Annotated in this window: 22 protein-coding genes and 3 tRNA genes; 5 read left to right on the top strand and 20 right to left on the bottom strand. The window is 62.3% G+C overall.

Annotated elements, in window-relative coordinates; genetic code table 11:
• Nucleotides 1–6 precede the first annotated feature (6 nt).
• From K9857_RS04915 to aldA, 4 genes are read left to right on the top strand one after another with little or no spacing between them, the layout of a single operon-like run.
• Entirely contained in the window at nucleotides 7–1302 is a 1296-nt protein-coding gene (locus K9857_RS04915; protein WP_224533738.1) for an MFS transporter, read from the top strand.
• A gap of 17 nt (nucleotides 1303–1319) precedes the next feature.
• Nucleotides 1320–2504 (top strand): L-rhamnonate dehydratase, encoded by a 1185-nt coding sequence (gene rhmD, locus K9857_RS04920; protein WP_224533739.1) that lies wholly within the window; start codon nucleotides 1320–1322, stop codon nucleotides 2502–2504.
• 14 nt (nucleotides 2505–2518) lie between these two features.
• Complete coding sequence (locus tag K9857_RS04925) at nucleotides 2519–3319, top strand: aldolase/citrate lyase family protein (protein WP_224533740.1); 801 nt, start codon at nucleotides 2519–2521, stop codon at nucleotides 3317–3319.
• Nucleotides 3320–3338: 19 nt separating this feature from the next.
• A complete protein-coding gene (gene aldA / locus K9857_RS04930) occupies nucleotides 3339–4772 on the top strand; it encodes an aldehyde dehydrogenase (protein ID WP_224533741.1) in 1434 nt (477 codons plus the stop codon).
• Nucleotides 4773–4899: 127 nt separating this feature from the next.
• Here aldA and K9857_RS04935 read toward each other — a convergent pair whose 3' ends face one another.
• The 3 genes from K9857_RS04935 to K9857_RS04945 all read right to left on the bottom strand — a co-directional run bounded on the left by K9857_RS04935 (nucleotide 4900) and on the right by K9857_RS04945 (nucleotide 8840).
• Nucleotides 4900–7323: a TonB-dependent receptor gene (locus tag K9857_RS04935; protein ID WP_224533742.1), complete on the bottom strand. Its 2424-nt coding sequence runs from the start codon at nucleotides 7321–7323 to the stop codon at nucleotides 4900–4902.
• Nucleotides 7324–7389: 66 nt separating this feature from the next.
• Nucleotides 7390–8334, bottom strand: coding sequence for a FecR domain-containing protein (locus K9857_RS04940; protein WP_224533743.1), 945 nt, complete (start codon nucleotides 8332–8334; stop codon nucleotides 7390–7392).
• The gene (locus tag K9857_RS04945; RefSeq protein ID WP_224533744.1) at nucleotides 8331–8840 is read right to left on the bottom strand and encodes a sigma-70 family RNA polymerase sigma factor; all 510 of its coding nucleotides are present in this window, start codon (nucleotides 8838–8840) and stop codon (nucleotides 8331–8333) included. The genes K9857_RS04940 and K9857_RS04945 overlap by 4 nt, the downstream gene beginning before the upstream one ends.
• A gap of 29 nt (nucleotides 8841–8869) precedes the next feature.
• Between K9857_RS04945 and K9857_RS04950 the strand changes: the two genes are divergently transcribed.
• A complete protein-coding gene (locus K9857_RS04950) occupies nucleotides 8870–9040 on the top strand; it encodes a hypothetical protein (RefSeq protein WP_224533745.1) in 171 nt (56 codons plus the stop codon).
• A gap of 48 nt (nucleotides 9041–9088) precedes the next feature.
• Here the strand turns inward: K9857_RS04950 and K9857_RS04955 are convergent.
• From K9857_RS04955 to K9857_RS05035, 17 genes are all read right to left on the bottom strand, one after another.
• A tRNA-Asp gene (locus K9857_RS04955) sits at nucleotides 9089–9165 on the bottom strand.
• A 92-nt stretch (nucleotides 9166–9257) separates the two neighbouring features.
• A tRNA-Asp gene (locus K9857_RS04960) sits at nucleotides 9258–9334 on the bottom strand.
• Between the two features lie 53 nt (nucleotides 9335–9387).
• Nucleotides 9388–9463 (bottom strand) — tRNA-Val (locus K9857_RS04965).
• A gap of 235 nt (nucleotides 9464–9698) precedes the next feature.
• Nucleotides 9699–10463, bottom strand: coding sequence for an SDR family oxidoreductase (locus tag K9857_RS04970; RefSeq protein WP_263487779.1), 765 nt, complete (start codon nucleotides 10461–10463; stop codon nucleotides 9699–9701).
• A 5-nt stretch (nucleotides 10464–10468) separates the two neighbouring features.
• Nucleotides 10469–11680 (bottom strand): O-succinylhomoserine sulfhydrylase, encoded by a 1212-nt coding sequence (locus K9857_RS04975; protein WP_224533747.1) that lies wholly within the window; start codon nucleotides 11678–11680, stop codon nucleotides 10469–10471.
• Nucleotides 11681–11746: 66 nt separating this feature from the next.
• Complete coding sequence (purF, locus tag K9857_RS04980; protein WP_175377536.1) at nucleotides 11747–13252, bottom strand: amidophosphoribosyltransferase; 1506 nt, start codon at nucleotides 13250–13252, stop codon at nucleotides 11747–11749.
• A gap of 41 nt (nucleotides 13253–13293) precedes the next feature.
• Nucleotides 13294–13854: a CvpA family protein gene (locus tag K9857_RS04985; RefSeq protein WP_224533748.1), complete on the bottom strand. Its 561-nt coding sequence runs from the start codon at nucleotides 13852–13854 to the stop codon at nucleotides 13294–13296.
• A 98-nt stretch (nucleotides 13855–13952) separates the two neighbouring features.
• Nucleotides 13953–14645: an SPOR domain-containing protein gene (locus K9857_RS04990; RefSeq protein WP_224533749.1), complete on the bottom strand. Its 693-nt coding sequence runs from the start codon at nucleotides 14643–14645 to the stop codon at nucleotides 13953–13955.
• Nucleotides 14629–15936 (bottom strand): bifunctional tetrahydrofolate synthase/dihydrofolate synthase, encoded by a 1308-nt coding sequence (gene folC / locus K9857_RS04995; protein ID WP_224533750.1) that lies wholly within the window; start codon nucleotides 15934–15936, stop codon nucleotides 14629–14631. The genes K9857_RS04990 and folC overlap by 17 nt, the downstream gene beginning before the upstream one ends.
• Nucleotides 15933–16853 carry an acetyl-CoA carboxylase, carboxyltransferase subunit beta gene (gene accD / locus K9857_RS05000; protein WP_224533751.1) on the bottom strand — a complete coding sequence of 307 codons (921 nt, stop codon included), beginning with the start codon at nucleotides 16851–16853 and terminating at the stop codon, nucleotides 15933–15935. Before accD ends, folC begins: the two co-directional genes overlap by 4 nt.
• 200 nt (nucleotides 16854–17053) lie before the next feature.
• On the bottom strand, nucleotides 17054–17671 hold the full coding sequence (locus K9857_RS05005) for a phosphoribosylanthranilate isomerase (protein ID WP_224533752.1): 618 nt from the start codon (nucleotides 17669–17671) through the stop codon (nucleotides 17054–17056).
• 63 nt (nucleotides 17672–17734) lie between these two features.
• Entirely contained in the window at nucleotides 17735–18559 is an 825-nt protein-coding gene (gene truA, locus K9857_RS05010; RefSeq protein WP_224533758.1) for a tRNA pseudouridine(38-40) synthase TruA, read from the bottom strand.
• A gap of 314 nt (nucleotides 18560–18873) precedes the next feature.
• On the bottom strand, nucleotides 18874–21612 hold the full coding sequence (locus tag K9857_RS05015; RefSeq protein WP_224533753.1) for a FimV/HubP family polar landmark protein: 2739 nt from the start codon (nucleotides 21610–21612) through the stop codon (nucleotides 18874–18876).
• Between the two features lie 111 nt (nucleotides 21613–21723).
• Nucleotides 21724–22734, bottom strand: coding sequence for an aspartate-semialdehyde dehydrogenase (locus tag K9857_RS05020; RefSeq protein ID WP_224533754.1), 1011 nt, complete (start codon nucleotides 22732–22734; stop codon nucleotides 21724–21726).
• A 106-nt stretch (nucleotides 22735–22840) separates the two neighbouring features.
• Nucleotides 22841–23953: an aspartate-semialdehyde dehydrogenase gene (asd, locus tag K9857_RS05025; protein ID WP_175377544.1), complete on the bottom strand. Its 1113-nt coding sequence runs from the start codon at nucleotides 23951–23953 to the stop codon at nucleotides 22841–22843.
• Nucleotides 23954–24021: 68 nt separating this feature from the next.
• Complete coding sequence (gene leuB / locus K9857_RS05030; RefSeq protein WP_224533755.1) at nucleotides 24022–25104, bottom strand: 3-isopropylmalate dehydrogenase; 1083 nt, start codon at nucleotides 25102–25104, stop codon at nucleotides 24022–24024.
• 71 nt (nucleotides 25105–25175) lie between these two features.
• Nucleotides 25176–25943, bottom strand: coding sequence for a class I SAM-dependent methyltransferase (locus tag K9857_RS05035; RefSeq protein ID WP_224533756.1), 768 nt, complete (start codon nucleotides 25941–25943; stop codon nucleotides 25176–25178).
• Nucleotides 25944–26014 lie beyond the last annotated feature (71 nt).

Consider the following 26014-nt stretch of genomic DNA (forward strand, 5'->3'; position numbering starts at 1 on the left):
ACTGCGATGAAGACTCTACCCGCGCCTCTGCTCGCCAAAATTTCCTGGCGGCTGCTCCCGTTTCTCCTGCTGATGTACATCATGGCCTTCCTCGACCGCGCCAACGTCGGGTTCGCCAAGCAAGCCTTTCAAGCCGACACCAACATCAGTGACGCCGCCTTCGCCTTCGGCGCCGGGGTGTTCTTTGTCGGTTACGCGCTGCTCGAAGTGCCGAGCAACCTGATCCTGCACCGCGTCGGCGCCCGCCTGTGGATGTGCCGGATCATGGTCACCTGGGGCCTGGTCTCCGCGGCCATGGTCTTTGCCCACAACGAAACCACTTTCTACGTCCTGCGCTTCTTGCTCGGTGTCGCCGAGGCCGGTTTCTTCCCGGGCGTCATCCTCTACCTCACCTACTGGTTCCCCAGCGCCGTGCGCGGCAAAGCCATGGGCTTCTTCTACTTCGGTGCGCCTCTGGCGTTCATCTTCGGCAGCCCGCTGTCCGGCCTGTTGCTGGAGCTGGACGGCTTTGCCGGCTTCCACGGCTGGCAGTGGTTGTTCGCCGTTGAAGGCTTGATGGCATCGGTGGTGGGCATCTGGGCCTACTGGTACCTGGACAATCGCCCGGCCGATGCCAAGTGGCTGACCGTGGAAGAACGTACGCAGATCCAGACCCTGCTCGACCAGGAAGACAGCCACAAACAGAGCCACGGTCGCAGTCTGCTCAACGTGCTGTGCCAGCCTTCGGTGCTGTACCTGTGCCTGATCTACCTGCTGATCCAGGCCAGCGTCTACGGCGTGGTGTTCTACTTGCCGAGCCAGGTGGGTGGACTGCTGGGCACCAAGGTAGGTCTGATGGTCGGCCTGGTCACGGCGATCCCGTGGATCTGCGCGCTGCTGGCCGCTTACCTGATTCCCGGCTACAGCGACCGCACCGGCGAACGTCGCCGCACCGCGAGCCTGACCTTGTTGATGGCCGCCACCGGCATCGCCTGCTCGGTGACCTTCAGCAACCCGCTGCTGGGGATCATCTCGCTGTGCTTCGCCGCCTCCGGCTTCATCGCCGTGCAACCGGTGTTCTGGACCTTCCCGTCCAGCTACCTCGCCGGTAGCGCCGCGGCGGCCGGTATCGCCCTGATCAACTCGTTCGGCGCCCTGGGCGGCTTCATCGCCCCGGTGCTGAAAAACTGGGCCGAAGGCGCCTTCCATTCTCCGGCAGCCGGTCTCTACCTGCTGTCCGCCACCACCGTCATCGCCGCGTTGCTGGTGCTGGGCGTGCGCTCACCTGCCGCCAAAGCCTCGAACAAACCGGCCACCGTTTAAACCTGAGGAGTCACACCATGGGCATTCCAACCATCAAGCACGTCCGCGCCTTCACTCTGCGAGGCGGCGGCGCGGATTACCACGATCAGGCGGACGGTCACTGGATCGACGATCACATCGCCACCCCGATGAGCAAATACCCGGAGTACCGCCAGAGCCGCCGCACCTTCGGCATCAACGTGCTCGGCACCCTGGTGGTGGAGATCGAGGCCAGCGACGGCACCGTCGGTTTCGCCGTGACCACCGGTGGCGAGCCCGCCGCCTACATCGTCGAGAAACACCTGGCGCGTTTCCTCGAAGGTGCGAAGGTCACCGACATCGAAAAGATCTGGGACCAGATGTACCAGTCGACCCTGTATTACGGGCGCAAGGGCATCGTGATCAACACCCTTTCCGGGGTCGACCTGGCGCTGTGGGACTTGCTCGGCAAGATCCGCCAGGAGCCGGTGCACCAGTTGCTCGGCGGTGCGGTGCGCGATGAGTTGCAGTTTTATGCCACCGGCGCCCGTCCGGATCTGGCGCAGAAAATGGGCTTCATCGGCGGCAAGATGCCGTTGCACCACGGCCCGGCCGAAGGCGAAGACGGTCTGCGCAAGAACCTCGAGGAACTGGCCACCATGCGCGAACGGGTCGGCCCGGATTTCTGGCTGATGCTCGATTGCTGGATGAGCCTGGACCTCAACTACGCCACCAAGCTGTCGGTCGGCGCCCACGAATACGGTTTGAAATGGATCGAGGAAGCCCTGCCGCCGGACGATTACTGGGGTTACGCCGCCCTGCGCAACAACGTCCCCAAAGGCATGCTGGTGACCACCGGTGAACACGAAGCGACCCGCTGGGGCTTTCGCATGCTGCTGGAGATGGGGTGCTGCGACATCATCCAGCCGGATGTCGGCTGGTGTGGTGGCCTGACCGAACTGGTGAAAATCTCGGCGCTGGCCGACGCCCACAACGCCCTGGTCATCCCCCATGGCTCGTCGGTGTACAGCTATCACTTCGTCGCCACCCGGCATAACAGCCCGTTCGCCGAGTTCCTGATGATGGCGCCGAAGGCGGACGAAGTGGTGCCGATGTTCCATCCGCAACTGCTCGGCGAACCGGTGCCGGTGAACGGCCGCATGCGCCTGTCGGCCCTCGATCAGCCCGGCTTCGGCGTGACGCTCAACCCCGAATGCCAACTGCATCGGCCGTACAGCCGCTGAGACAGGAGTCCGTGATGAAAATGCCGCACAACGCTTTCAAGGCCGCCCTGAAAAACCCGGCGACCCAATACGGTATCTGGGCCGGCTTCGCCACCGGCTACGCTGCCGAGATCGTAGCCACCACCGGTTACGACTGGATGCTGATCGACGGTGAACACGCGCCCAACACCGTGCCCGGCGTGCTCGCCCAATTGCAGGCGGTCGCCCCCTACTCCACTGCGCCCGTGGTGCGCGCGGTGACGGGCGACGCCAACCTGATCAAGCAATTGCTGGATATCGGCGCCCAGACCCTGATGATCCCCATGGTCGAAACCGCCGAGCAGGCCCGGGCGCTGGTGCGGGCCATGCGTTATCCACCCCACGGCATTCGCGGTGTCGGCGGCGGCCTGACCCGCGCCACGCGTTGGGACGGGGTGCCCGATTACCTCAATAGCGCCCATGAACAGCTGTGCCTGATCGTCCAGGTGGAGTCGCGCCTGGGTGTGGAAAACGTCGTAGAAATCGCTGCCGTGGAAGGCGTGGATGCGGTGTTCATCGGCCCGGCGGACCTGTCCATCGGCCTCGGCCATGCCGGCAATCCCGGGCATCCCGAGGTCCAGGGACACATTCGCCATGCGGTGGACGCCACGCTGGCGGCCGGCAAGGCCTGCGGCATCCTCGCGCCGAATGAGGAAGATGCGCGGCGCTATCAGGGCTGGGGCTGCCAGTTCATCGCGGTCGCCATCGACATCAGCCTGTTGCGCCAGAGCGCCATGGCCGCCCTCGCCCGCTATCGCGAACCCGCTGACACGCAAGCACCGTCACGCACTTACTGATCTGCCAAGGAGTCGCCTCATGTCGTCCGTGCCTGTCTACGAAAACTTCATCAACGGCCAGTTTGTGGCCAGCGCTGCCCATCTCGACGTGCTCAACCCGGCCACCGGCGCGCTGCTGTCGAAAGTCCCGGCCTCCACCGCCGAAGACGTCGACCGCGCCCTGGCCGCCGCCCGCGCCGCGCAAAAGGACTGGTCGCGCAAACCGGCCAACGACCGCGCCGGCTACTTGCGGCGAATCGCTGCCAAACTGCGGGAGAACGTGCCGCACCTGGCGCGCACCATCACTCTGGAACAGGGCAAGATCAGCGGCCTGGCGGAGGTCGAGGTGAATTTCACCGCCGACTACCTCGACTACATGGCCGAATGGGCGCGGCGTCTGGAAGGCGAAATCATCACCAGCGATCGCCAGAACGAAAACATCTTCCTGTTCCGCAAACCCCTGGGCGTGGTCGCCGGGATCCTGCCGTGGAACTTCCCGTTCTTTTTGATCGCCCGCAAGATGGCCCCGGCGCTGCTGACCGGCAACACCATCGTGATCAAACCCAGCGAAGAGACGCCGAACAACTGCTTCGAATTCGCCCGTCTGGTGGCCGAAACCGACCTGCCGCCCGGCGTGTTCAACGTGGTTTGTGGTGACGGCCAGGTGGGCGCGGCGCTCAGTGCGAACAAGGGCGTGGACATGATCAGCTTCACCGGCAGCGTCGACACCGGCTCACGGATCATGGCCGCCGCCGCGCCGAACATCACCAAGCTAAACCTGGAACTGGGCGGCAAGGCGCCAGCGATCGTGCTGGCGGATGCCGATCTGGATCTGGCGGTGAAGGCCATCCGTGATTCGCGGATCATCAACAGCGGCCAAGTGTGCAACTGCGCCGAGCGGGTGTACGTCGAGCGCAAGGTGGCGGATCAGTTCATCGAGCGCATCGCGGCGGCGATGAGCGCCACGCGTTATGGCGACCCGATCGCCCAGCCGGACGTGGAGATGGGGCCGCTGATCAACCGTCAGGGGCTGGACAGCGTCAACCAGAAGGTCCGCACCGCGTTGAGCCAGGGCGCGAGCCTGATCAGCGGCGGGCAGATCGCCGATCTGCCGAACGGCTTCCACTTCCAGCCCACGGTATTGGCCGGCTGCCGCGCCGACATGCAGATCATGCGCGAAGAAATCTTCGGCCCGGTGCTGCCGATCCAGATCATCGACGACCTGGACGAAGCCATCGCCCTGGCCAACGACTGCGAATACGGCCTGACCTCCTCGATCTACACCCGCGACCTGAGCAAGACCCTGCACGCGATGCGCGAGCTGGATTTTGGCGAAACCTACGTCAACCGCGAGAACTTCGAAGCCATGCAGGGCTTCCATGCGGGGGTGCGTAAATCCGGTATCGGCGGTGCGGATGGCAAGCATGGGTTGTATGAGTACACCCATACCCATGCGGTTTATCTGCAGGGCTGAAGATGGCGCTGAGGCTGATGACGCCTTCGCGGGCAAGCCCGCTCCCACATTGGATCTGTGTCGTTCACAAATACCCTGTGGGAGCGGGCTTGCCCGCGATGGCGTCAGATCAGTCAGCAAAAGGCCATCAGAAATCCACGGTCGCCGACAGCAAATAGGTCCGCGGCGTCGCCAGCGTCAACCCCGGTTCACTGTCATCCGACGCCCCCGCCGAACTCCAGTAGCGCTTGTCCGCCACGTTCTCGACGTTGGCGCGCACGGTGATGGTCTTTTCGTCGACCCGGAACGCATAGCGCGCGCCCACGTCGAAACGCTCCCACGAATCGATTTCCTTGTCGTTGGACTGATCCAGATACTGCGAGCTGGAATACATGCCGCGACTGGTCAGCGTCAGCCCTTCCACGCTCGGCACATCCCACTCCGCGCCCAGGTTGACGTTGTACTTGGGCGTCGCCGGTGCGCGGTTGCCGTCGAAGGTGCCATTGGTGGTGTTGGTCAGTTCGCTGTCGATGTACATCACACCGCCGAGCAGACGCACGCCCTTGAGCGGTTCACCGAAAACTGTCAGCTCCACCCCATCGTTCTGACGCTTGCCATTGGGACCGAAGACCCGCGTGGTCGCGTTGGTTTCGTAGGCGGGCTGTTTGATGCGAAACACCGCGGCCGTCACCGCAAACGGACCGGCGTCGTACTTGGCGCCGACCTCCACCTGACGGCTGATGAACGGCGGGAAAATCTCGTCCTCGTTCACCGAGGTCGACGGCGCGATCTTGCCCTGGCTCAAGCCTTCCATGTAGTTGGCGTACAGCGACAGCTTGTCGGTGGCCTTGAACAGGATGCCGCCCGATGGCGAGAATTTTTCCTCGTCGTAAGCGGTGTCGCCTTTCACGCCGTCCGACCAGTCGTCGACCTTCACTCGTTGCCAGCGACCACCCAGGGTCAGCAGCACGCGATCATCGAAGAAACCCAGGGTATCGGACAGCGCCACGCTGCTGAAGCGGTTTTCGGTGTAGACCTTCGCATCCTGGCGCGTGGCTCGTACCGGTGTCGGCGTTTCCACGGGGTTGTAAAGGTTGCTGGGCGCTGCGGCATAACGAGCGCCGCCGTTTTCGAAGTCCATGTAGAAATAGCTGGCGGCCAGATTGACCTGATGGCTCACAGGCCCGGTGTGGAACCAGTTGCGCACCCCGGCCGTGGCCGTGCGGACATTTTCGTCGCGGGTGAAATCCCGGGGCAGGACGCTGAAATCGCCGGCATTGTTCGTGACGGAAACCGCGTGCCGGAGGAAGTCATGATTGCTTTTGCGCGCGCCGACACCGCCGTAGAGCATCACGGAATCGGTGACATCAAACTCGCCATTCACCGTGCCGAACGTATCTTCGGTCCGCGCCTTGCTCCAGGGCTGCGCGTAGTTGTGGCGCACATCGCTGGCATGGGGCACCTGCGCATTGGCGCCGACCTGCACCCTTTCCTGCGGTGCATCGGTGTCGCGCTCGGTGTGGCCGATATCGGTCGAGAGGCGCAGGCGATCACCGCGAAAATCCAGACCCAGCACGGCCATCTCGCGGTCGACGCTCTGGTGATCCCATTCGGTATCGCCCGACTGTTTTACGCCGTTGAAACGCAGACCGAATTTGTTGTCCTCGCCGAAACGCCGGCCAACATCCACCGCACCGCCCAGCTGATTGTTGGAGGCGTAATCACCGGTAAACGAGGTGATCGGCGCATCGGTCGCACGCTTGGCCACCACGTTGATTCCGCCGCCCACGCTGCCCCGGGGCGAGATGCCGTTGATCAGCTGGCCGGGGCCTTTGAGGATGTCGACGCGGTCGGCCATTTCCATGTCGATCGTGTAAGTCGGCAGGACGCCGTACAGACCATTGTAGGAAACATCGCTGTTGAACAGGCTGAGCCCGCGAATGGTGAATTGCTCATAACGCCCGCCCGCCGGGTTGGTCGCGCGAACCGAAGGATCGCTGGCGATCAGGTCACCGAGAGTCCGTGCCTGCAGGTTTTCAATCGCCTCGCTGGTGTAGGTGGTCATGCTGAACGGCGTTTCCATGAAGTCCTGCGAGCCCAGCAACCCCTGGGAACCGCGGCGCGCGACCTGGCCGCCGGCATAGGGATCGCCGTGCTCGGTATCGATCGCGCCGAGAATCGAGGTCGCCCCCAATTGCAGGCTGCTGCCCATGGGCGCCGGAATCAGGATGTACGCCTGATCGCCCACCGCCTGCAATTGCAGGCCGGAATTGTGCAACAGGCGGGCAAAGCCCTCCTCCACGCCAAAGTCACCGGACAGGCCGGCACTGCTGCGACCGCTGACCAGCGCCGGGTCGACCGACAGATTGACCCCGGCCAGGCCGGCGAATCGGGTCAGCGCATCGCTCAGGCTACCGGCGGGCACCTGATAGCTGCGGCGAGCGGCGTCTTCGGCCCAGGCATTGCCCATGAAAAGCGGACTGGCGCTGAGGCTCAACAGCAGGCTCAGGCGTAACAGAGGACGCACAGCGGACGATGCCTGGCGCGGAGATGAAGGCTTTACTGCGGGCATTGAAAAAGCTCTCTTGTTCGTTCAGTTGCCTTGAATGACAAGCGAGCCAAAAAAAGGGGACAGGCTTCAGACATTATTTTCGCGCGGCACCAACGTCACCCAATAGCGGGTGCGCATTTGCACCTCCAGCGGCAGGCTGGCCGCGAGCAGCGCGAGGACTCGGTCGGTGTCATCCACGCGGAAACTGCCGGTCACCCGCAGCGCCTCGAGCTCCGGCGACCAGCGCAGGACGCCCGGTCGGTACATATCGAGTTCGCGCAGGAAATCCCCCAGAAGCTGGTTACTGGCCATCAACACGCCCTCGCGCCAACCGGGTTGCGATACGTCAAAGGCTTCCACGGTTGACGCGCCCTTTGCCTGCAGGCCAATCCGCTCACCTGCCTTGAGCGTCAATGCCCCGCCCTGCAACGACTGCAACTGCACGACACCCTGGAACACCGAAACCCGGCAGCTGTGAGCATCCTGGCGGACACAGACTTCGCTCTGGCTGACGATCACCTGGCCGAAACGGGTCTGGATGGTCAGCGCTGAAACGCCAGGCACCTTGAGCGAGATTTCGCCCTCCACGAGCTTCAGCCGATGGTTCGGCAGATCCACATCGACGGCGCTGCCGGTGTTGAGCTGCAGCGAACTGCCGTCGGCCAGTTGCACCGTTTTGCGCTCACCTGTCGCGGTGTGCAGATCGGCACGCCAGACGTCCAGCGGCAATTGCCGGCTGATCAGCCAGGCTGCCGGCACCAGGGCCACCGCGCCGAGCGCGCGCTTGAGTACCACACGCCGCGACGGATCGGGACGGTCGAGGGTGCTCAGGGCCAACGCGGAAGGAAGATCGGAAAAACGCTGACGCAAAGCCTGCGCCTTCTGCCAGGCCTGCTCATGACTGGAATGGGTTTCGCGCCAGCGTTGCAGGTTGGCGCGATCCTGCTCGGTGGCACCACCGGATTCCAGCAACGCCAACCATTGCGCGGCGGCGCGAACGGCCTGACGAGCGTCAGGGGCCGGACTGCTCACAGATCCACCAGCAGGCAATGCTCGTAGGCTTGCGCCATGTAGCGCTTGATCGTGCGTTCGGACACCTGCAGGCGTTCGGCGATCTGTTGATAGCTCAGGCCTTCGAGCTGGCTCCAGAGAAACGCCCGGCGCACTGCTCTCGGCAATCCGTCGAGCAATTCATCCAGGGCTTGCAGGGTTTCCAGCAGTATCCAGCGCTGCTCGGGGGATGGCACGCAGTCCTCGGGAAGCGAGGCCAGGGCTTCGAGATAGGCCTGTTCCAGGCTGCGGCGTTTATAGAAGTTGCTCAGCAGGCGTTTGCCTACGGTCAGCAGATAGGCACGGGGCTCATGCAGATCAGCGATGCATTGGGAGCTGGCGAGCAAGCGCAGGAAGGTGTCCTGGCTGAGGTCCGCCGCATCGCATGCATTGCCCATGCGTCGACGCAGCCAGTTTTCCAGCCAGCCACGGTGATCGCGGTACAGATCGTGGAGGGTTTGCTCCTTCGGCATCGCTGCATCACTCATCTTTTCTAACCCTGTGCCAGGAGCTGTAAATGAGAGTGATTCTAATTAATATCGCAGCGGCGAACCAAGCGCTTTGTGTGGCGGATGCGCAGAAAGATTTTTTGGGGTTGGATCAGGCGGAGGGGAAATCCGAATTGCAAAAACAAAAAACCCCGGTCTTTCGACCAGGGTCTTTGCTATCGATCCGAATCAAGCGCTGATGGCTTTCTTCGTAGCTTCAAGGCGTTCAGTGGTCCTTGAGGCAGATATGGCGCAGCGGACGGGACTCGAACCCGCGACCCCCGGCGTGACAGGCCGGTATTCTAACCGACTGAACTACCGCTGCGTATCGCTGTGGACTTGCGTCCAGGTAACTCGTTTGATCGAAAGCTTCGGTGCTTTTCAATCGCGAACCGGAATCAACCGATTCGTAAAATATGGCGCAGCGGACGGGACTCGAACCCGCGACCCCCGGCGTGACAGGCCGGTATTCTAACCGACTGAACTACCGCTGCGCGTCGGTGGAGGCTTTTCAGCTTCCATCTTGCTTTCGCAAGACTCTCGGGAGTGGTGGGTGATGACGGGATCGAACCGCCGACATTCTGCTTGTAAGGCAGACGCTCTCCCAGCTGAGCTAATCACCCGTTTGCATCTCCGAGGCCGCGAAATTTACGCAGGTAGCGAACCTAAGTCAATAGCAGGATTGAAGTTTTTCTAAAAAAGACAAAAACACGTCATTTGCAGATGGACCGCTTTCGCGAGCAAGCCCGCTCCCACAGGGTTCCGCGCTGAGCATCAGTTCCAGGCTCGACGCAAATCAACTGTGGGAGCGGGCTTGCTCGCGAAGACGGCGGCACATTCAACATCAATGCCGGGTGCTTATTCGCTGTAAATCATCTTCTTGGACATGCCACCGTCCACCACAAATTCCTGCCCCGTGACGAACCCGGCATTCTTCGACAGCAGCCACGCCACCATCGACGCGACATCCTCGACCGTCCCTACCCTGCCCGCCGGATGCTGGGCATGATCGGCATCGGTCAGCGGTTCGGCGCGGCGCACCGAGGGATCGCGAGTATCGATCCAGCCCGGGCTCACGGCATTGACGCGAATCTCCGGCCCCAGACTGATGGCCAGCGCGTGAGTCAGGGCCAGCAGGCCGCCCTTGCTCGCCGCATACGCCTCGGTGTCGGGTTCAGACTGCATGGCGCGGGTCGAGGCCAGGTTGACGATCGCCCCGCTATGAGCCCGCAGGTACGGCGCACAGTGCTTGGCCAACAGCATCGGCCCGCTGAGATTGACCGCCAGCACCCGATTCCAGTAATCCAGATCGAGGCTTTCCAGGGTGATGTTGTGCGGATCGGCCACGGCCGCGTTGCACACCAGCGCATCCAGGCGCCCGAACTGGCCGAGCACTTCGGCGACACCCAACGCCACCTGCCCTTCGTTCGCGACGTCCATGGCGATGAACCAGGCGTTTTCGCCCAGCACCTTCGCCACTTTCGAACCGCGCGCCCGGTCCAGGTCCGTCAACACGACCTGCCAGCCTTCGCTGATCAGCCATGCGGCGATGCCCAGACCGATGCCCCGCGCAGCGCCGGTGACCAGCGCTACGCGTCCATTGGTGCTGGCCGATGCAGACAGTTCGATCACAATGCCGCCAGGCCGCGCGACAGGTCGGCTTGCAGATCCGCCACGTCTTCCAGGCCCACCGCGATACGGATCAGGCTGTCACGAATGCCCGCTGCTTCACGTTCTTGCGGCGCCAGACGGCCGTGGGAGGTGGTGCTCGGGTGGGTGATGGTGGTCTTGCTGTCGCCCAGGTTGGCGGTGATCGAAATCAGTCGGGTTGCATCGATGAAGCGCCAGGCGCCCTCTTTGCCGCCCTTGACCTCGAAACTCACCACCGCGCCGAAACCTTTCTGCTGACGCAGCGCCAGTTCGTGCTGCGGATGGCTCTTGAGACCGGCGTAGTGAACCTTCTCGATGCCATCCTGCTGCTCCAGCCACTCGGCCAGCTCCTGGGCGTTGGCGCAGTGCGCCTTCATCCGCAGGTTCAGAGTTTCCAGGCCCTTGAGGAAGATCCAGGCGTTGAACGGGCTCAAGGTCGGACCGGCGGTCCGCAGGAAGCCGACCACCTCTTTCATTTGCTCGCCGCGACCGGCAACCACACCGCCCATGCAGCGACCCTGGCCGTCGATGAACTTGGTGGCCGAATGCACGACAATGTCCGCGCCCAGCTTCAGCGGCTGTTGCAGCGCCGGGGTGCAGAAGCAGTTGTCGACCACCAGCATCGCGCCCTTGGCGTGGGCGATTTTCGAAAGCTCGGCGATGTCCACCAGCTCGGCCAGCGGGTTGGAGGGCGATTCGACGAACAGCAGTTTGGTGTTCGGCTTGATCGCCGCGTCCCAGCCGGACAGGTCCGCCAGAGCCACGTAATCGACTTCCACGCCAAAACGCTTGAAGTACTTCTCGAACAGGCTGATGGTCGAGCCGAACACACTGCGTGAAACCAATACGTGGTCGCCGGCACTGCACAGGCTCATCACTACCGCCATGATTGCCGCCATACCGGTGGCCGTGGCCACCGCTTGCTCGGCACCTTCCAGCGCGGCAATACGTTCTTCGAACGCCCGCACGGTCGGGTTGGTGTAGCGCGAGTAAACGTTGCCCGGCACTTCGCCGGCAAAACGCGCGGCCGCGTCGCCAGCGGTGCGGAATACATAACTTGAGGTGAAGAACATCGGATCACCGTGTTCGCCTTCCGGCGTACGGTGCTGACCGGCACGTACGGCCAGGGTATCGAACGCTACACCTTCGAGGTCGCTGTCCAACCGACCCGCATCCCATTCCTGACTCATGCTGTGACTCCTTGCCCTGTTCTTTGGAGATAGATACAAAACCGGCCCCTCAGGGCCGGTATTAACTCAGTTGTTGTACAGATCGATGATCGCGCTGACCGCCTGGGTCTTGACCTTCGAGGCATCGTTACGCGCCTGCTCGATCTTGTTCAGGTAAGCCTCGTCGACGTCGCCGGTCACGTACTGGCCGTCGAACACCGCGCAATCGAACTTGTCGATCTTGATCTTGCCGCCGCCGACCGCTTCGATCAAGTCAGGCAGATCCTGATAGACCAGCCAGTCGGCGCCGATCAGGTCGGCCACGTCCTGGGTCGAACGGTTGTGCGCGATCAACTCGTGGGCGCTCGGCATGTCGATGCCGTAGACGTTCGGGAAGCGCACGGCAGGTGCCGCGGAGCAGAAGTAAACGTTCTTCGCGCCGGCTTCACGGGCCATCTGGATGATCTGCTTGCAGGTGGTGCCGCGAACGATGGAGTCGTCCACCAGCATCACGTTCTTGCCGCGGAATTCCAGTTCGATCGCGTTGAGCTTCTGGCGTACGGATTTTTTCCGTGCGGCCTGGCCCGGCATGATGAAGGTACGGCCGATGTAGCGGTTCTTCACGAAGCCTTCGCGGAATTTCACGCCCAGGTGGTTCGCCAGCTCCAGGGCCGCGGTGCGGCTGGTGTCCGGGATCGGAATGACCACGTCGATATCGTGATCAGGACGCTCGCGCTGGATCTTCTCGGCAAGTTTCTCGCCCATGCGCAGACGGGCCTTGTACACCGACACGCCGTCGATGATCGAGTCCGGACGTGCCAGGTAGACGTGTTCGAAGATGCATGGGGTCAGGGACGGGTTGGTCGCGCACTGACGGGTGTGCAGCTTGCCATCTTCAGTGATGTAGACCGCTTCGCCCGGAGCCAGGTCGCGAATCAGGGTGAAGCCGAGCACGTCCAGGGAAACGCTTTCGGACGCAATCATGTACTCGACGCCTTCGTCGGTGTGACGCTGGCCGAACACGATCGGGCGGATGCCGTGCGGGTCGCGGAAACCGACGATGCCGTAGCCGGTGATCATCGCAACGACCGCGTAGCCACCGACGCAGCGGTTGTGCACGTCGGTCACGGCGGCGAACACGTCTTCTTCGGTTGGCTGCAACTTGCCGCGCTGGGCCAGTTCGTGGGCGAACACGTTGAGCAGCACTTCCGAGTCGGAACTGGTGTTGACGTGGCGCAGGTCGGATTCGTAAATCTCCTTGGCCAACTGTTCAACGTTGGTCAGGTTGCCGTTGTGCGCCAGGGTGATGCCGTAAGGCGAGTTGACGTAAAACGGTTGAGCTTCGGCCGAAGTCGAGCTGCCCGCGGTTGGGTAGCGCACGTGGCCGATGCCCATGTGGCCGACCAGGCGCTGCATGTGACGCTGCTGGAACACGTCACGCACCAGGCCATTATCCTTGCGCAGGAATAACCGGCCGTCATGGCTGGTCACGATACCGGCAGCGTCCTGGCCGCGGTGCTGGAGGACGGTTAGCGCGTCATACAGCGCCTGATTGACGTTCGACTTACCGACGATACCGACGATGCCACACATGCGACGCAACCCCTACTTAATGGATCTGAACTGAACAACACTCACTGAGGCGTTTTGACCGTCGGCAAGAGTTGCTCCTTGAACGGAATATCAGCGGGTACGCTGATTCCGCTGGCAAGCCACTGACTGCTCCACCCGAGGATCAGGTTTTTGGACCAGTCTGCGACCAATAGAAACTTTGGAACGAGCTGGGATTGAATCCACCACTCGTCATGCTGGACCGGACCCAGGCTCAAGAGCCCGACCGCCACGACCACCAGCAAGCCGCCACGTGCGGCGCCGAAGGCCATGCCGAGGAATCGATCGGTCCCGGATAGCCCGGTGACGCGTACCAATTCGCCGATCAGATAATTGATCATTGCGCCTACCACAAGGGTGGCGACAAACATGATGGCGCAGCCCGCGATCACGCGAGCCGAAGGTGTCTGGATATAACCGCCGAGGTACTCGGACAATGAGCCACCGAACATCCAGGCTACGACTCCTGCGATGATCCAGGTCACCAGCGACAGTGCTTCTTTGACGAAGCCGCGGCTCAGACTGATCAATGCGGAGATGGCGACGATTGCAACGATCGCCCAGTCAACCCAGGTAAATGGCACAGTGCAGCCTACAGACGGATAAGGCGGCGCATTTTAGCAGAGCCCATGCTGATCGGTAAGCTGCGATTGTCAGTGCATTTCAAATCGTTGCGATAGATTTAGCCACGCTCTGGCTGAAAGCGCACCACAAAACCCTTGAGATTCTGCTGGCGGTTGAGCAAGTCACGCAGACGATCGGCCTCGGCACGCTCGATCAGCGGCCCCACGAACACCCGGTTCTTGCCGTCGGCAGAACGAATGTAGGCGTTGTAACCCTGGCTGCGCAGGGTTTTCTGCAGCTTTTCCGCACTTTCGCGATTGGACAGGCTGGCCAGTTGCACCGACCAGCTGACCGACAGGCCATTGGCGTCGACGCGGCTTTGCGTGGTGTCCGGTTTGCCCGGCGCTGCGGTGATGGGCTGGGAAGGTGCTGTCGCAGGCTTGGCAGCCAGTGCAGGGACAGGAGCCGGAGCAGGCGGCGGCGTGACCGGTTTGGCGACAGGTGCCGGGGCCGGTGTGGGAACCGGGGTCGTAGGCACGATCGGAGCAGACGGCGCAGCCGGAACGTCCTGAGCGATGTCTTCATCGCTCGGAACCGGTTCCTGAGGCAGGGCTTGCGGTTCAGGCACCACCACGGGCTGGACCTGCACCTGCGCCATGGCAGGCGCCTGCGGCGCAGCCGGGGCTTCGACCGTCACGTGACGCTGTTCATCCTGACGGGAAAACAGCATCGGCAGGAAAATCACCGCCAGCGCCACCAGGACCAGAGCGCCGACCATGCGCTGTTTGTAGGCTTTATCCAGCAATGCCATTTGCCGCTTCCTCCGTGGAGCGCCGGGCCAGCCAATCCAGGGCCTCGGCGACACAATAAAATGATCCGAACAACAGAATCTCGTCGTCGCTCGTCGCCTGTGCGCACTGCCCTTCCAGGGCGGCGGCCACGCTGTCGTAGGACGTTACCGAAGCACCACGCTTGTCCAGCGCTTCGTGCAACTCGACCACCGGTCGCGCCCGTGGCGAATCCAGCGGTGCAACGGCCCAGTGCTCGACACTAGCACTCAACTCATCGATTACACCATCCAGATCCTTGTCCGCCAGCAATCCGAACACCGCCAGGCGCTTGCCTGCCGGTGGACGACTGGCCAGGCGCCGGGCCAGATATTCGGCCGCATGAGGGTTATGGCCCACGTCCAGCAGCAGATTCAGGCGCTTGCCCTGCCAATCGAACTGACGGCGATCGAGACGACCGACCACCTTCGTCGCCTGCAAGGCCTGGATGATCTGCGCTTCGACCCAAGGCAGCCCGAGCAGACGGTAAGCCTGCAACGCCAGCGCGGCGTTTTCCATCGGCAGATCGAGCAACGGCAGATCGCGCAACTCGACCACCTGGCCCTGGGCGTCGACACCGCGCCATTGCCAGTTGTGATCGGTGATACCCAGGTCGAAATCGCGCCCACGCAGGAAAAACGGGCAATTGAGCTCGCGCGCTTTATCCAGCAGGGGTTGCGGAGGGTTCAGGTCGCCACAGAGCGCAGGCGCGCCCTGGCGGAAGATGCCGGCCTTCTCGAAGGCCACGGATTCACGGGTATTGCCCAGGTAATCCGCGTGATCGACGCCAATGCTGGTGACCAGCGCCATGTCGGCGTCGACCACATTGACTGTATCCAGACGCCCGCCCAGGCCGACTTCCAGCACCACGGCATCGAGCCCGGACTGCTGAAACAGCCAGAACGCCGCCAGGGTGCCCATTTCGAAATAAGTCAGGGAAGTGTCGCCACGCCCCGCTTCCACCGCAGCGAAGGCCTGGCAAAGCTCGGCGTCAGTGGCTTCGACGCCGTTGACCTGCACCCGCTCGTTGTAGCGCAGCAGGTGCGGAGAGTTGTAGACACCGACTTTCAGGCCCTGCGCGCGCAGCAGGGATGCCACGAACGCACAGGTAGAGCCCTTGCCGTTGGTGCCGGTGACCGTAATCACCCTTGGCGCCGGCCTGCCCAGTCCCATGCGGGACGCTACCTGTTGCGAGCGCTCAAGGCCCATGTCGATGGCCGAAGGGTGCAACTGCTCAAGGTAGGCGAGCCACTCGCCAAGGGTACGTTGGGTCATAGGTTGGCAGGCACTGGTGGAACGACGATTTTCTCGATTGGCGCAGCGACGAACTTCGGCGTCGGCAGGCCCATCATTTGCGCCAGCAGATTGCCTAGACGCGGACGCAGTTCCTGACGATCAATGATCAGGTCGATCGCACCGTGCTCCAGCAGGAACTCGCTGCGCTGGAAGCCTTCCGGCAGTTTTTCGCGCACGGTCTGCTCGATTACGCGCGGGCCGGCAAAGCCGATCAGGGCTTTCGGCTCGCCGACGATCACGTCGCCCAGCATCGCCAGACTGGCAGAAACACCGCCGTAGACCGGGTCGGTCAGCACGGAGATGAACGGAATGCCTTCTTCACGCAGACGCGCCAGCACCGCGGAGGTCTTGGCCATTTGCATCAGGGAGATCAGCGCTTCCTGCATCCGCGCACCACCGGAGGCGGAGAAGCAGACCATCGGGCAGCGTTTTTCCAGGGCGTAGTTGGCAGCGCGCACGAAGCGCTCGCCGACGATGGCGCCCATCGAGCCACCCATGAAGGAGAATTCGAAGGCCGAGACCACGATCGGCATGCCCAGCAAGGTGCCGCTCATGGAAACCAGAGCGTCTTTTTCGCCGGTCTGCTTCTGCGCACCGGTCAGACGATCCTTGTACTTCTTGCCGTCACGGAATTTCAGACGGTCAACCGGCTCCAGGTCCGCACCCAGTTCGGTACGGCCTTCGGCGTCGAGGAAAATGTCGATACGGGCGCGAGCGCCGATACGCATGTGGTGGTTGCACTTGGGGCAAACGTCCAGGGTCTTTTCCAGCTCCGGACGGTACAGCACAGCCTCGCAGGACGGGCATTTGTGCCAAAGACCTTCAGGCACCGAGCTCTTCTTGACCTCGGAACGCATGATCGAAGGGATCAGTTTGTCTACTAACCAGTTGCTCATGCTTTCTTTCTCCAGTACCGGCGGCCCGAACGCTCTTGTTCGCAGCCCCGCGTATGCCCTTAGCTAAATTCATGTGTGCGGCGATGATCGATGGGTTGCCGGATCAGGGAACGTGACCTGCGTACAACCCAAAAAACTCTCAGCCATGCCTGCTTTGTGCAAGTGCTGTTATGGACGGCGGCAGACTGCCAGCCGTCACATCAACCACGTACCGCTTTGATGAATGCCCGAATCTTTTCGGGATCCTTGATACCTTTGCTCGCCTCTACCCCGCCACTGACATCCACTGCGTAAGGCTTGACCCGCGCCACCGCCTCGGCGACGTTCTGTGGAGTCAGGCCACCGGCCAGGATAATCGGCTTGTTCAAACCCTGAGGTATCAGAGACCAGTCGAACGCTTCACCGGTTCCACCGGGCACTCCTTCGACATACGCGTCGAGCAGGATACCGCTCGCACTCGGATAAGCCTCGCAGGCCGCGGCGATGTCGTCACCGGCCTTGACCCGCAATGCCTTGATGTACGGACGGGGCCAGCTTTCGCACTCCTCCAGGCTTTCATCGCCGTGGAACTGCAGCAGGTCCAGCGGTACGGCGTCGAGGATCTCCCCCAACTCACTGCGACTGGCATTAACGAACAAACCCACGGTGGTGACGAACGGCGGCAACGCCTGGATGATCGCGCGCGCCTGCTGGAACGTCACAGCCCGTGGGCTCTTGGCGTAAAACACAAACCCGATTGCATCGGCCCCGGCTTCGACGGCCGCCAACGCATCCTCTATGCGGGTAATCCCGCAAATTTTGCTGCGAACGGCTGACATGTCGAGAAAACCTCACGGTAAATCCGAGAAAGTCCCGGATGGTAACAAAAGCGCTGGAGGGCGTCAGCCGTCAAGTTCGGAGAAACCGGTGAGGAAGTGCGGCCCAATGAAACGCTCGGGCAACTCGAACTCATCCCGGTACTCGACCTGCACCAGATACAGGCCGAATGGATGTGCCGTGACCCCGCCGGAACGACGGATACGGCTGTCCAGCACCTCTTTCATCCACTCCACCGGACGCTCGCCCGACCCGATGGTCATGAGTACACCGGCAATGTTACGCACCATGTGGTGCAGGAAGGCGCTGGCGCGAATATCCAGCACGATCATCTTGCCGTGACGCGTGACACGCAGGTGGTGCAGCTCCTTGATCGGCGACTTGGCCTGGCACTGGCCGGCACGGAAAGCGCTGAAATCATGGGTACCCACCAGGTATTGCGCGGCCTCGGCCATGCGCTCGACGTCCAGTGGACGGTGGTTCCAGGTGATTTCTTCGTTCAGGTGCGCCGGGCGGATCTGATCGTTGTAGATCACATAGCGGTAGCGCCGGGCGATGGCTTTGAACCGCGCATGAAAATGCGCCGGCATGACCTTGGCCCAGCTGACGCTGACGTCGTGGGGCAAGTTGATGTTGGCGCCCATCACCCAGGCTTTCATCGAACGCTCGACCGTAGTATCGAAGTGCACCACTTGCCCGCAGGCGTGCACGCCGGCATCGGTACGCCCGGCGCACAAAAGCGACACCGGCGAGTCGGCGACTTTGGACAGGGCGTTTTCGAGGGTTTCCTGCACGGTGAGCACACCGGACGCCTGGCGCTGCCAGCCGCGATAGCGCGAGCCCTTGTATTCAACGCCCAGCGCGATCCGGTAAAAGCCCTCGGCGGCCATTTCGGCTTCCGGGTTATCTATATTTGCCAAGGAGTGACAGCCTGCTGATGTACGCAAAGGCGGGCATTATAAGGCCGTGGGGCGGGGATGCCAGTGGCGCGTAATGCTGCTGGAGGTTTGTGGTGGATATCAGGGCCTCTTCGCGGGCAAGCCTCGCTCCCACAGGGTTTTGTGTCGATCATAAATCCATGTAAACCACAAATCCTGTAGGAGCGAGGCTTGCCCGCGAAGGCGATCAGCCAGAACCCCCCAAGCCAACGGCACAAACAAAAACGGCAGCCTCACCGGCTGCCGTTTTGCTTGCATCAACCCACTCAAGCCAGACGCGAAAGCATTTCCTTGGCTTCGGTCTTCTGACCGGCGTCACCCTCGTTCACCACCTCATTGAGGATGTCGCGGGCGCCGTCTTCGTCGCCCATGTCGATGTAGGCCTGGGCCAGATCGAGCTTGGTGGCGACTTCGTCGGTGCCGGACAGGAAATCGAATTCCGGCTCGTCGTTGACTGTCGCCAGGGCGTCGTCGACGGTGAAGGTCGGTTCGCTGATGCTCTGGGACAGGCGATCCAGTTCGGCGTTGACGTCATCCAGCTCGGCAGCAAACGCGTCCGGCTCCGCTGGGGTTTCCATCTCGTCCGCCAGGGACAAGTCGAAATCAGCCGGCAGATCCAGGTCATCCAGGGTCACTTCCGGAGCCGCCGAAGCAGCCGGGGTTTCGGCAGCAGGCAGGTCCTTGACGTCGTCATCCAGACTCAGCAGGAAATCGTCTTCGGCCAGGATCGCCGGCGAAGGCTCGGCGCCAAGGTCCATGTCCAGATCGAACTCCGACAGGTCGTCGAGATTTTCGCGGATTTCAGTCTGCTGCTGCAGGACCGAATCAAAGCTCAGATCGTCGTCCAGCGGGAAATCTTCCAGTTCGTCCAGCGTCGCCGCTTCGGGCTCTGAAGCGGGTGCAACGGCCTCGGGAGCAGCGGCTTCTGGAACTTCAGGCTCCGCAGCAACCGGGGTGATGTTGTCCAGATCATCCAGGCTCAGATCGAAGGCGCTGTCGAAATCGTCATCGAGCGGTGCCGGCTCCTGCGATTCTTGCGGCAGCTCTTGGGGCAGCTCTTCCGAAGCTTCCGGCTCGTCCAGCAGCAGATCCTTGACGTACTGCGCATCCAGCTCGGCTGCGGCGGCCGCAGCGGCGATACCACCGGCGGCGACCAGGGCCATGGCCGGGAAGCGGCTCTTGAGTTTTTCGACCTGGGCGTAGTTATCGCCGTTGGCCACCAACTGACGCTCCTGGGTGACGAATGCGTCGCGGTCGCCCTGCTGCCCGTAGACTTCCATCAGCTTCAGGCGCACATCACTGCGCTGCGGCTCCAGTTTGACGCCCTCTTCCAGCAGCGCGGCGGCCTGGTTCAGGCGACCGGCGTCGATGTGCGACTGAGCCTGGCCCAACACATCGCTGGAACGTTCGGCTGCAGGTGCCACCAACGGTGCGGCGATAGGCGTGGTCATCACGACCGGGGCAACCACCGGCGCGGGGGCTGGCGCTGGAGCAGCTTCTGGAGCCGGCGCGGTAGCGAGTTTCACGCTTGGCGGCGGCACTTCCAAGCCTTCGAAACTGCTTTCCGGCAGATCGAGATCCGCGGAAAACGCCTGTTCCTCGGCCAGGGCACGGGCCATGCGCAGGTGTTTCTCGGCTTCCTGCTGGGCCTTGCGACGGCGAGCCAGCAACAGCAGCAACAGCGCTGCCACCACGACCCCACCGCCGGCAAGACCCAACAGCCAAGGATTGGTCAGCAATTCGTTGAAAGACTGCTCGTCATTGGCGGCCGGTGTCGGCTCCACCGGTTGTTCGGCCGGAGCCGGTGCAGTCTCAGGCGCGACTGCAGCTGGCGCCGGAGTTGCTGGCGCTGGCTCGGCAGGCGTTGTCGCAGGTGCGGCGGCCAGTTCAGCGGAGATCGCCGGAGCCGTCGCTGCGGCAAGGGCTGGCGTGGCCGCCGGAGCACCTGCGGCGCCTTCGGCCTGCAACTTGGCCAATTGATTGTTCTTCAGCTCGATCAGGCGCTGCAGCTTGTCCAGCTGACTTTGCAGATCGGTCATGCGGCTTTTCAGTTCCTCGTTGTCACGACGGGTCGTGTCGAGGCTTTCCTGGGTGACCGCCAGCTTGTTGCTCAAGGCCTTGGCATCACCCGCCGGTCCCTTGCCACGGGCGCCGGTCTGGGCAGAAACCAGGCTGAGGTTATCCCGAGCGGCCTGGGTCGACGGCGCGTCACCACGGCCACGGTTGGTGGCGTCGAGTTGCTGTTGCCCCGTGCCCGGCTTGGCTACATAACGACGGCCCTGGCGCCACGCGGTGTTCTGCGCGGCCACTTCGGCGATCGCCTTGGGTTGCGGCAGGCTGGTGCTTTGAGTCTGATCCGGCAGGCGCAGGACCTGACCGGTTTTCATGCGGTTGATGTTGCCGTCGATGAACGCATCCGGGTTCAGCGCCTGGATGGCCAGCATGGTCTGCTGGATCGAACCGCCATTACGCGCCTTGGCCGCGATTTCCCACAGGGTATCGCGCGGCGTGGTGGTGTACTGGGTCGGCTTGGTCGCACCGGTGACCGGCGTGGTGCCGGTCTGAGGCGTCGGCTGCGCAGCCGCTTCAGCGGTCTGCGGGGAGAATTTGGACGGATCGAGCAGCACGCTGTAATCGCGCAGCAGACGACCGTTTGGCCACATCACCTGAACCAGGAATTTGACCATCGGTTCGGACAGCGGCTTGCTGGAAGTTACCCGCAGGATGCTTTTGCCACCGGGGTTGAGCACCGGGGTGAACGTCAGGTCATTGAGAAACGCCTGCCGATCGACGCCCGCCTTGGCGAAATCTTCAGGGGAAGCCAGGCTCGGCACCACTTCGGCAGCGGTGAGTTCCTTGACGTCGAGCAACTCGATTTCCGCCACCAGCGGCTGGTTCTGCGCAGACTTCAGGGTCAGCTCCCCGAGCCCGAGGGCATGCGCCATACCGGAGGACAGCGCCGAGGCGGCCGCTATTGCTAACACCAGTTTGCGAACTTGAACCATAGCTCATCCTTAGTTTGAACATTCCTCGGCCAGCGAGAAGGTATTGATTGCCGCTGCCGCAAGGCAGATGCGCCCCCCGGAACCATTCGAAAAATTGTTGCCAAGTATCTTTTACAGCCTGTCTTTTATCAACAATTCGGCCAGCTGCACAGCGTTGAGCGCAGCGCCTTTGCGTACGTTATCTGACGTCAGCCACAGGTTTAGTTCCGACGGGTCGTCGATACCATGACGCACCCGACCAACGTAGACCACATCCTGCCCTACCGCATCCCCGACCGGGGTCGGATAATCGCCGGCTTCGACCAGTTCGATACCGGGTGCGTCTTCCAGCGCAGCGTTGACTTTCGCCAGGTCGATTTCGCCGGCCGATTGCAGAGTCACGCTAAAGCTATCGCCAAAAAACACCGGGGCTTGAATGCAAGTGACAGAAATCTTCAAGGAAGGCAGTGCCATGACCTGACGCAGCTCACGCACCAGGCGTTTTTCCAGCAGTGTGTGGCCTTGTTCGTCCGGCTTGCCGACTTCGGCCAGCAGGTTGAAAGCCATCTGTCGATCGAAGAACTTCGGCTCCAGCGGACGCATGTTGAGCAGTTCGGCGGTCTGCCGCGCCAGCTCGGTCACGGCCTCGCGGCCTTGGGTTGATACCGCCAGGCTCGCCGTCAGGTTGATGCGTTGCAAATCGAGCAAACCCATCAATGGCGCGAGAACCACCGCCAGCGTAGTGGCCGACGGGCTGGGACTGCTGAGCAGGAACGGCTTTTTCAGGCCTTCCAGCACCTGGACATTGGCTTCCGGCACCACCTGCGGCGCCTGATCGGCCTGCAAGGCGCCGGACAGATCAATGACCGAGCAACCGGCCGCCGTGGCGCGCGAAGCGAAACTCAGGGTTACCGCCGGACCGGCGGCGAAGAACACCAGTTGCACCTTGGCGAAGTCGAACTCATCGACCTCCCGCACCCGCACGTTCTTGCCGCGAAACAGCACCGAGCTGCCAGCGGATTCGCTGCTGGCCAGCAGGTGCAGGTTGCCGACGGGAAAGTCGCGTTCGTCGAGAATCTGTACCAGCGTTTCGCCGACAGTACCGGTGGCGCCGATCACGGCGATATCAAAGGACTGGGTCATGGTTCTACCTCTGGCGAAACGGGGGGAGCGGCACTTTACCGGGTGGGTGGGAATAAAAAAACCCGCACCTCTCTCAAGGCGCGGGTTCTTTCATGGCTTCAGTCTATCAACGCTCGAGCAGAATCCGCAGCATGCGACGCAGCGGTTCGGCCGCGCCCCACAGCAGCTGGTCGCCAACGGTGAAGGCGCCGAGGAACTGCGAACCCATGTTCAGCTTGCGCAGACGGCCAACCGGGATGTTCAGGGTGCCGGTGACCTTGTTCGGGCTCAGCTCCTGGATGCTGACATCACGGTTGTTCGGCACCAGCTTGACCCAAGGGTTGTGCTGGCTGATCAGACCTTCGATATCGGCCATCGGCACGTCTTTGTTCAGCTTGATGGTCAGCGCCTGGCTGTGGCAGCGCATGGCGCCGATACGTACGCAGATGCCGTCCACCGGGATCGGGCTCTTGAAACGACCGAGGATCTTGTTGGTCTCGGCCTGGGCTTTCCACTCTTCACGGCTCTGGCCGTTCGGCAATTCCTTGTCGATCCAAGGGATCAGGCTGCCGGCCAGCGGTACGCCGAAGTTTTCGGTCGGGTACGCGTCGCTACGCATGGTTTCGGCCACACGACGGTCGATGTCGAGGATCGCGCTGGCAGGATCGGCCAGTTGATCGGCGACGGACGCGTGGGTAGCACCCATCTGCTTGATCAGCTCACGCATGTTCTGCGCGCCGGCACCGGAGGCCGCCTGATAGGTCATGGCGCTCATCCACTCCACCAGACCGGCTTCGAACAGACCGCCCAGGCCCATCAGCATCAGGCTGACGGTGCAGTTGCCGCCGATGTAGTTCTTGGTACCGGCGTCCAGCTGCTGGTCGATGACCTTGCGGTTGACCGGATCCAGAACGATGACGGCGTCATCCTGCATGCGCAGGCTGGAAGCGGCGTCGATCCAGTAACCCTGCCAGCCGGCTTCGCGCAGCTTGGGGAACACTTCGCTGGTGTAGTCGCCACCCTGGCAGGTCAGAATCACGTCAAGGGTTTTCAGCTCTTCAATGCTGTAAGCGTCCTTGAGCGGAGCAATGTCCTTGCCCACGGACGGGCCTTGGCCACCGACATTGGAAGTGGTGAAAAACACCGGCTCGATAAGATCGAAATCCTGCTCTTCCAGCATCCGCTGCATGAGCACGGAACCGACCATACCGCGCCAACCGATCAGACCTACACGTTTCATCGCAACTACACCTTCTTGAAAAGTGGGCCGCTGCTTTCGGGGGTGAAAATCGCAGCGGGCCCGAGAGATTACAGATTCCGCAGCGCGGCGACTACTGCGTCACCCATTTGCTGCGTACCGACTTTGGTACAACCGGTCGACCAGATGTCGCCCGTGCGCAAGCCCTGATCCAGCACCAGGCTGACGGCTTTCTCGATGGCATCGGCCGCAGCCTGCTGGCTGAAGCTGTAACGCAGCATCATCGATACCGACAAAATGGTCGCCAGCGGGTTGGCGATGCCCTGGCCTGCGATGTCCGGCGCGGAACCGTGGCAAGGCTCGTACATGCCCTTGTTGTTGGTGTCCAGGGACGCCGACGGCAGCATGCCGATGGAACCGGTGAGCATCGAGGCCTGGTCGGACAGGATGTCGCCGAACATGTTGTCGGTGACGATCACGTCGAACTGCTTCGGCGCGCGCACCAGTTGCATGGCGGCGTTGTCGACGTACATGTGGCTCAGTTCGACTTCCGGGTAGTCCTTGGCCACTTGCTCGACGATTTCACGCCACAGCTGGCTGGACGCCAGGACGTTGGCCTTGTCCACCGAGCACAGCTTCTTGTTGCGCACCATGGCCATGTCGAAACCGACACGGGCGATGCGACGGATTTCGCTTTCGCTGTACGGCAGGGTGTCGTAGGACTGGCGCTCGCCGTTTTCCAGGGTACGGGTGCCGCGTGGCGCACCGAAGTAGATACCGCCGGTCAGCTCGCGAACGATCAGGATGTCCAGGCCGGAGACGATTTCCGGCTTCAGGCTGGAAGCCTCGGCCAGTTGCGGGTACAGGATCGCCGGACGCAGGTTGCCGAACAGGCCCAGTTGCGCACGGATTTTCAGCAGACCGCGCTCAGGACGGATGTCACGCTCGATGGTGTCCCATTTCGGGCCGCCCACGGCGCCCAGCAGCACGGCATCGGCAGCGCGGGCGCGTTCCAGGGTTTCATCGGCCAGCGGCACGCCGTGCTTGTCGATGGCGGCGCCACCGATCACGTCGTGGCTCAGTTCGAAGCCCAGGGCGAACTTGTCGTTGGCCACTTCCAGCACCTTGACCGCTTCGGCCATGATTTCCGGACCAATACCGTCGCCTGGGAGAATCAGAATCTGCTTGCTCATGCTTTCCTCATGTCATCAGTCGGTGCGCCCGCAGGCGCGCCCGGAAAAATTCTATCGCTGGCTCTTGTCGCTTATCGCTCGGCCATCAGCACCAGCACATCGGTACTGAACGAACCATCGGCCTCAATCTCAAAATAATCGCGTACTTCGTTGCCCATCGACTGCTGCAATTCGCGGATCGCCGCACGCATCACCTGCGGTGTGCGCATGCGCTCGACCCAAGAGTTGTACTCCAGGCGCAGGCGTTGACGGCTGGTGCTGCGGGTATGAAGCCCCGCTTCGCTGACCTGACGCAACCACTCGCCGGCGGAATAATCGCGCACGTGACTGGTGTCGCGCAGCACTTCGACGCTTTGCAGGTAAGTGTCGAACAGAGGGCTACCCGGTGACAACACGTCGATGAACGCCGCCACGCCGCCCGGCTTCAACACCCGACGCACTTCCCGCAGGGCCAGACCGAGATCGCTCCAGTGGTGGGCCGAGTAACGGCTGAACACGAAGTCGAACTCGCCGTCGGCGAACGGCAGGCGCTCGGCTGCGCCATTGACCGTAGAGACGTTGCTCAGGCCACGATCGATAGCCGCGGCGGCCACCACGTCAAGCATCTGCTGCGACAGGTCGTAGGCCACCACTTCTTTCACCAGCGACGCCACCTGAAAACTCACGTGACCGGCACCACAACCCAGGTCCAGCACCCGGGCATCGCCCTTGCCTGCCACTTCAGCCTGTAGCAGAGCGAATTCGGTGCCTTGAGCGTGAACGGCGCTGCTCAGGTAGGCCGCAGCCTGTTCACCGAATTGCTTCTGGACTACCTGACTGTGCTGGGCGGTGCTGGTCATGGGGGACTTCCTTTTTGGGGTTGAGTCTTGTGGTGTCTGGTCGGGCCTCTTCGCGGGCAAGCCTCGCTCCT

Source organism: Pseudomonas sp. REP124 (assembly GCF_020164475.1).
GTDB lineage: Bacteria > Pseudomonadota > Gammaproteobacteria > Pseudomonadales > Pseudomonadaceae > Aquipseudomonas.

Bases quoted from the DNA above. Each gene is read 5' to 3' on its own strand.
- K9857_RS04915 (WP_224533738.1), top strand. From the start codon at position 7: ATGAAGACTCTACCCGCGCCTCTGCTCGCCAAAATTTCCTGGCGGCTG.
- rhmD (WP_224533739.1), top strand. From the start codon at position 1,320: ATGGGCATTCCAACCATCAAGCACGTCCGCGCCTTCACTCTGCGAGGC.
- K9857_RS04925 (WP_224533740.1), top strand. From the start codon at position 2,519: ATGAAAATGCCGCACAACGCTTTCAAGGCCGCCCTGAAAAACCCGGCG.
- aldA (WP_224533741.1), top strand. From the start codon at position 3,339: ATGTCGTCCGTGCCTGTCTACGAAAACTTCATCAACGGCCAGTTTGTG.
- K9857_RS04935 (WP_224533742.1), bottom strand. From the start codon at position 7,323: ATGCCCGCAGTAAAGCCTTCATCTCCGCGCCAGGCATCGTCCGCTGTG.
- K9857_RS04945 (WP_224533744.1), bottom strand. From the start codon at position 8,840: ATGAGTGATGCAGCGATGCCGAAGGAGCAAACCCTCCACGATCTGTAC.
- K9857_RS04950 (WP_224533745.1), top strand. From the start codon at position 8,870: ATGAGAGTGATTCTAATTAATATCGCAGCGGCGAACCAAGCGCTTTGT.
- K9857_RS04975 (WP_224533747.1), bottom strand. From the start codon at position 11,680: ATGAGTCAGGAATGGGATGCGGGTCGGTTGGACAGCGACCTCGAAGGT.
- purF (WP_175377536.1), bottom strand. From the start codon at position 13,252: ATGTGTGGCATCGTCGGTATCGTCGGTAAGTCGAACGTCAATCAGGCG.
- K9857_RS04990 (WP_224533749.1), bottom strand. From the start codon at position 14,645: ATGGCATTGCTGGATAAAGCCTACAAACAGCGCATGGTCGGCGCTCTG.
- folC (WP_224533750.1), bottom strand. From the start codon at position 15,936: ATGACCCAACGTACCCTTGGCGAGTGGCTCGCCTACCTTGAGCAGTTG.
- accD (WP_224533751.1), bottom strand. From the start codon at position 16,853: ATGAGCAACTGGTTAGTAGACAAACTGATCCCTTCGATCATGCGTTCC.
- K9857_RS05005 (WP_224533752.1), bottom strand. From the start codon at position 17,671: ATGTCAGCCGTTCGCAGCAAAATTTGCGGGATTACCCGCATAGAGGAT.
- truA (WP_224533758.1), bottom strand. From the start codon at position 18,559: ATGGCCGCCGAGGGCTTTTACCGGATCGCGCTGGGCGTTGAATACAAG.
- K9857_RS05015 (WP_224533753.1), bottom strand. From the start codon at position 21,612: ATGGTTCAAGTTCGCAAACTGGTGTTAGCAATAGCGGCCGCCTCGGCG.
- K9857_RS05020 (WP_224533754.1), bottom strand. From the start codon at position 22,734: ATGACCCAGTCCTTTGATATCGCCGTGATCGGCGCCACCGGTACTGTC.
- asd (WP_175377544.1), bottom strand. From the start codon at position 23,953: ATGAAACGTGTAGGTCTGATCGGTTGGCGCGGTATGGTCGGTTCCGTG.
- leuB (WP_224533755.1), bottom strand. From the start codon at position 25,104: ATGAGCAAGCAGATTCTGATTCTCCCAGGCGACGGTATTGGTCCGGAA.
- K9857_RS05035 (WP_224533756.1), bottom strand. From the start codon at position 25,943: ATGACCAGCACCGCCCAGCACAGTCAGGTAGTCCAGAAGCAATTCGGT.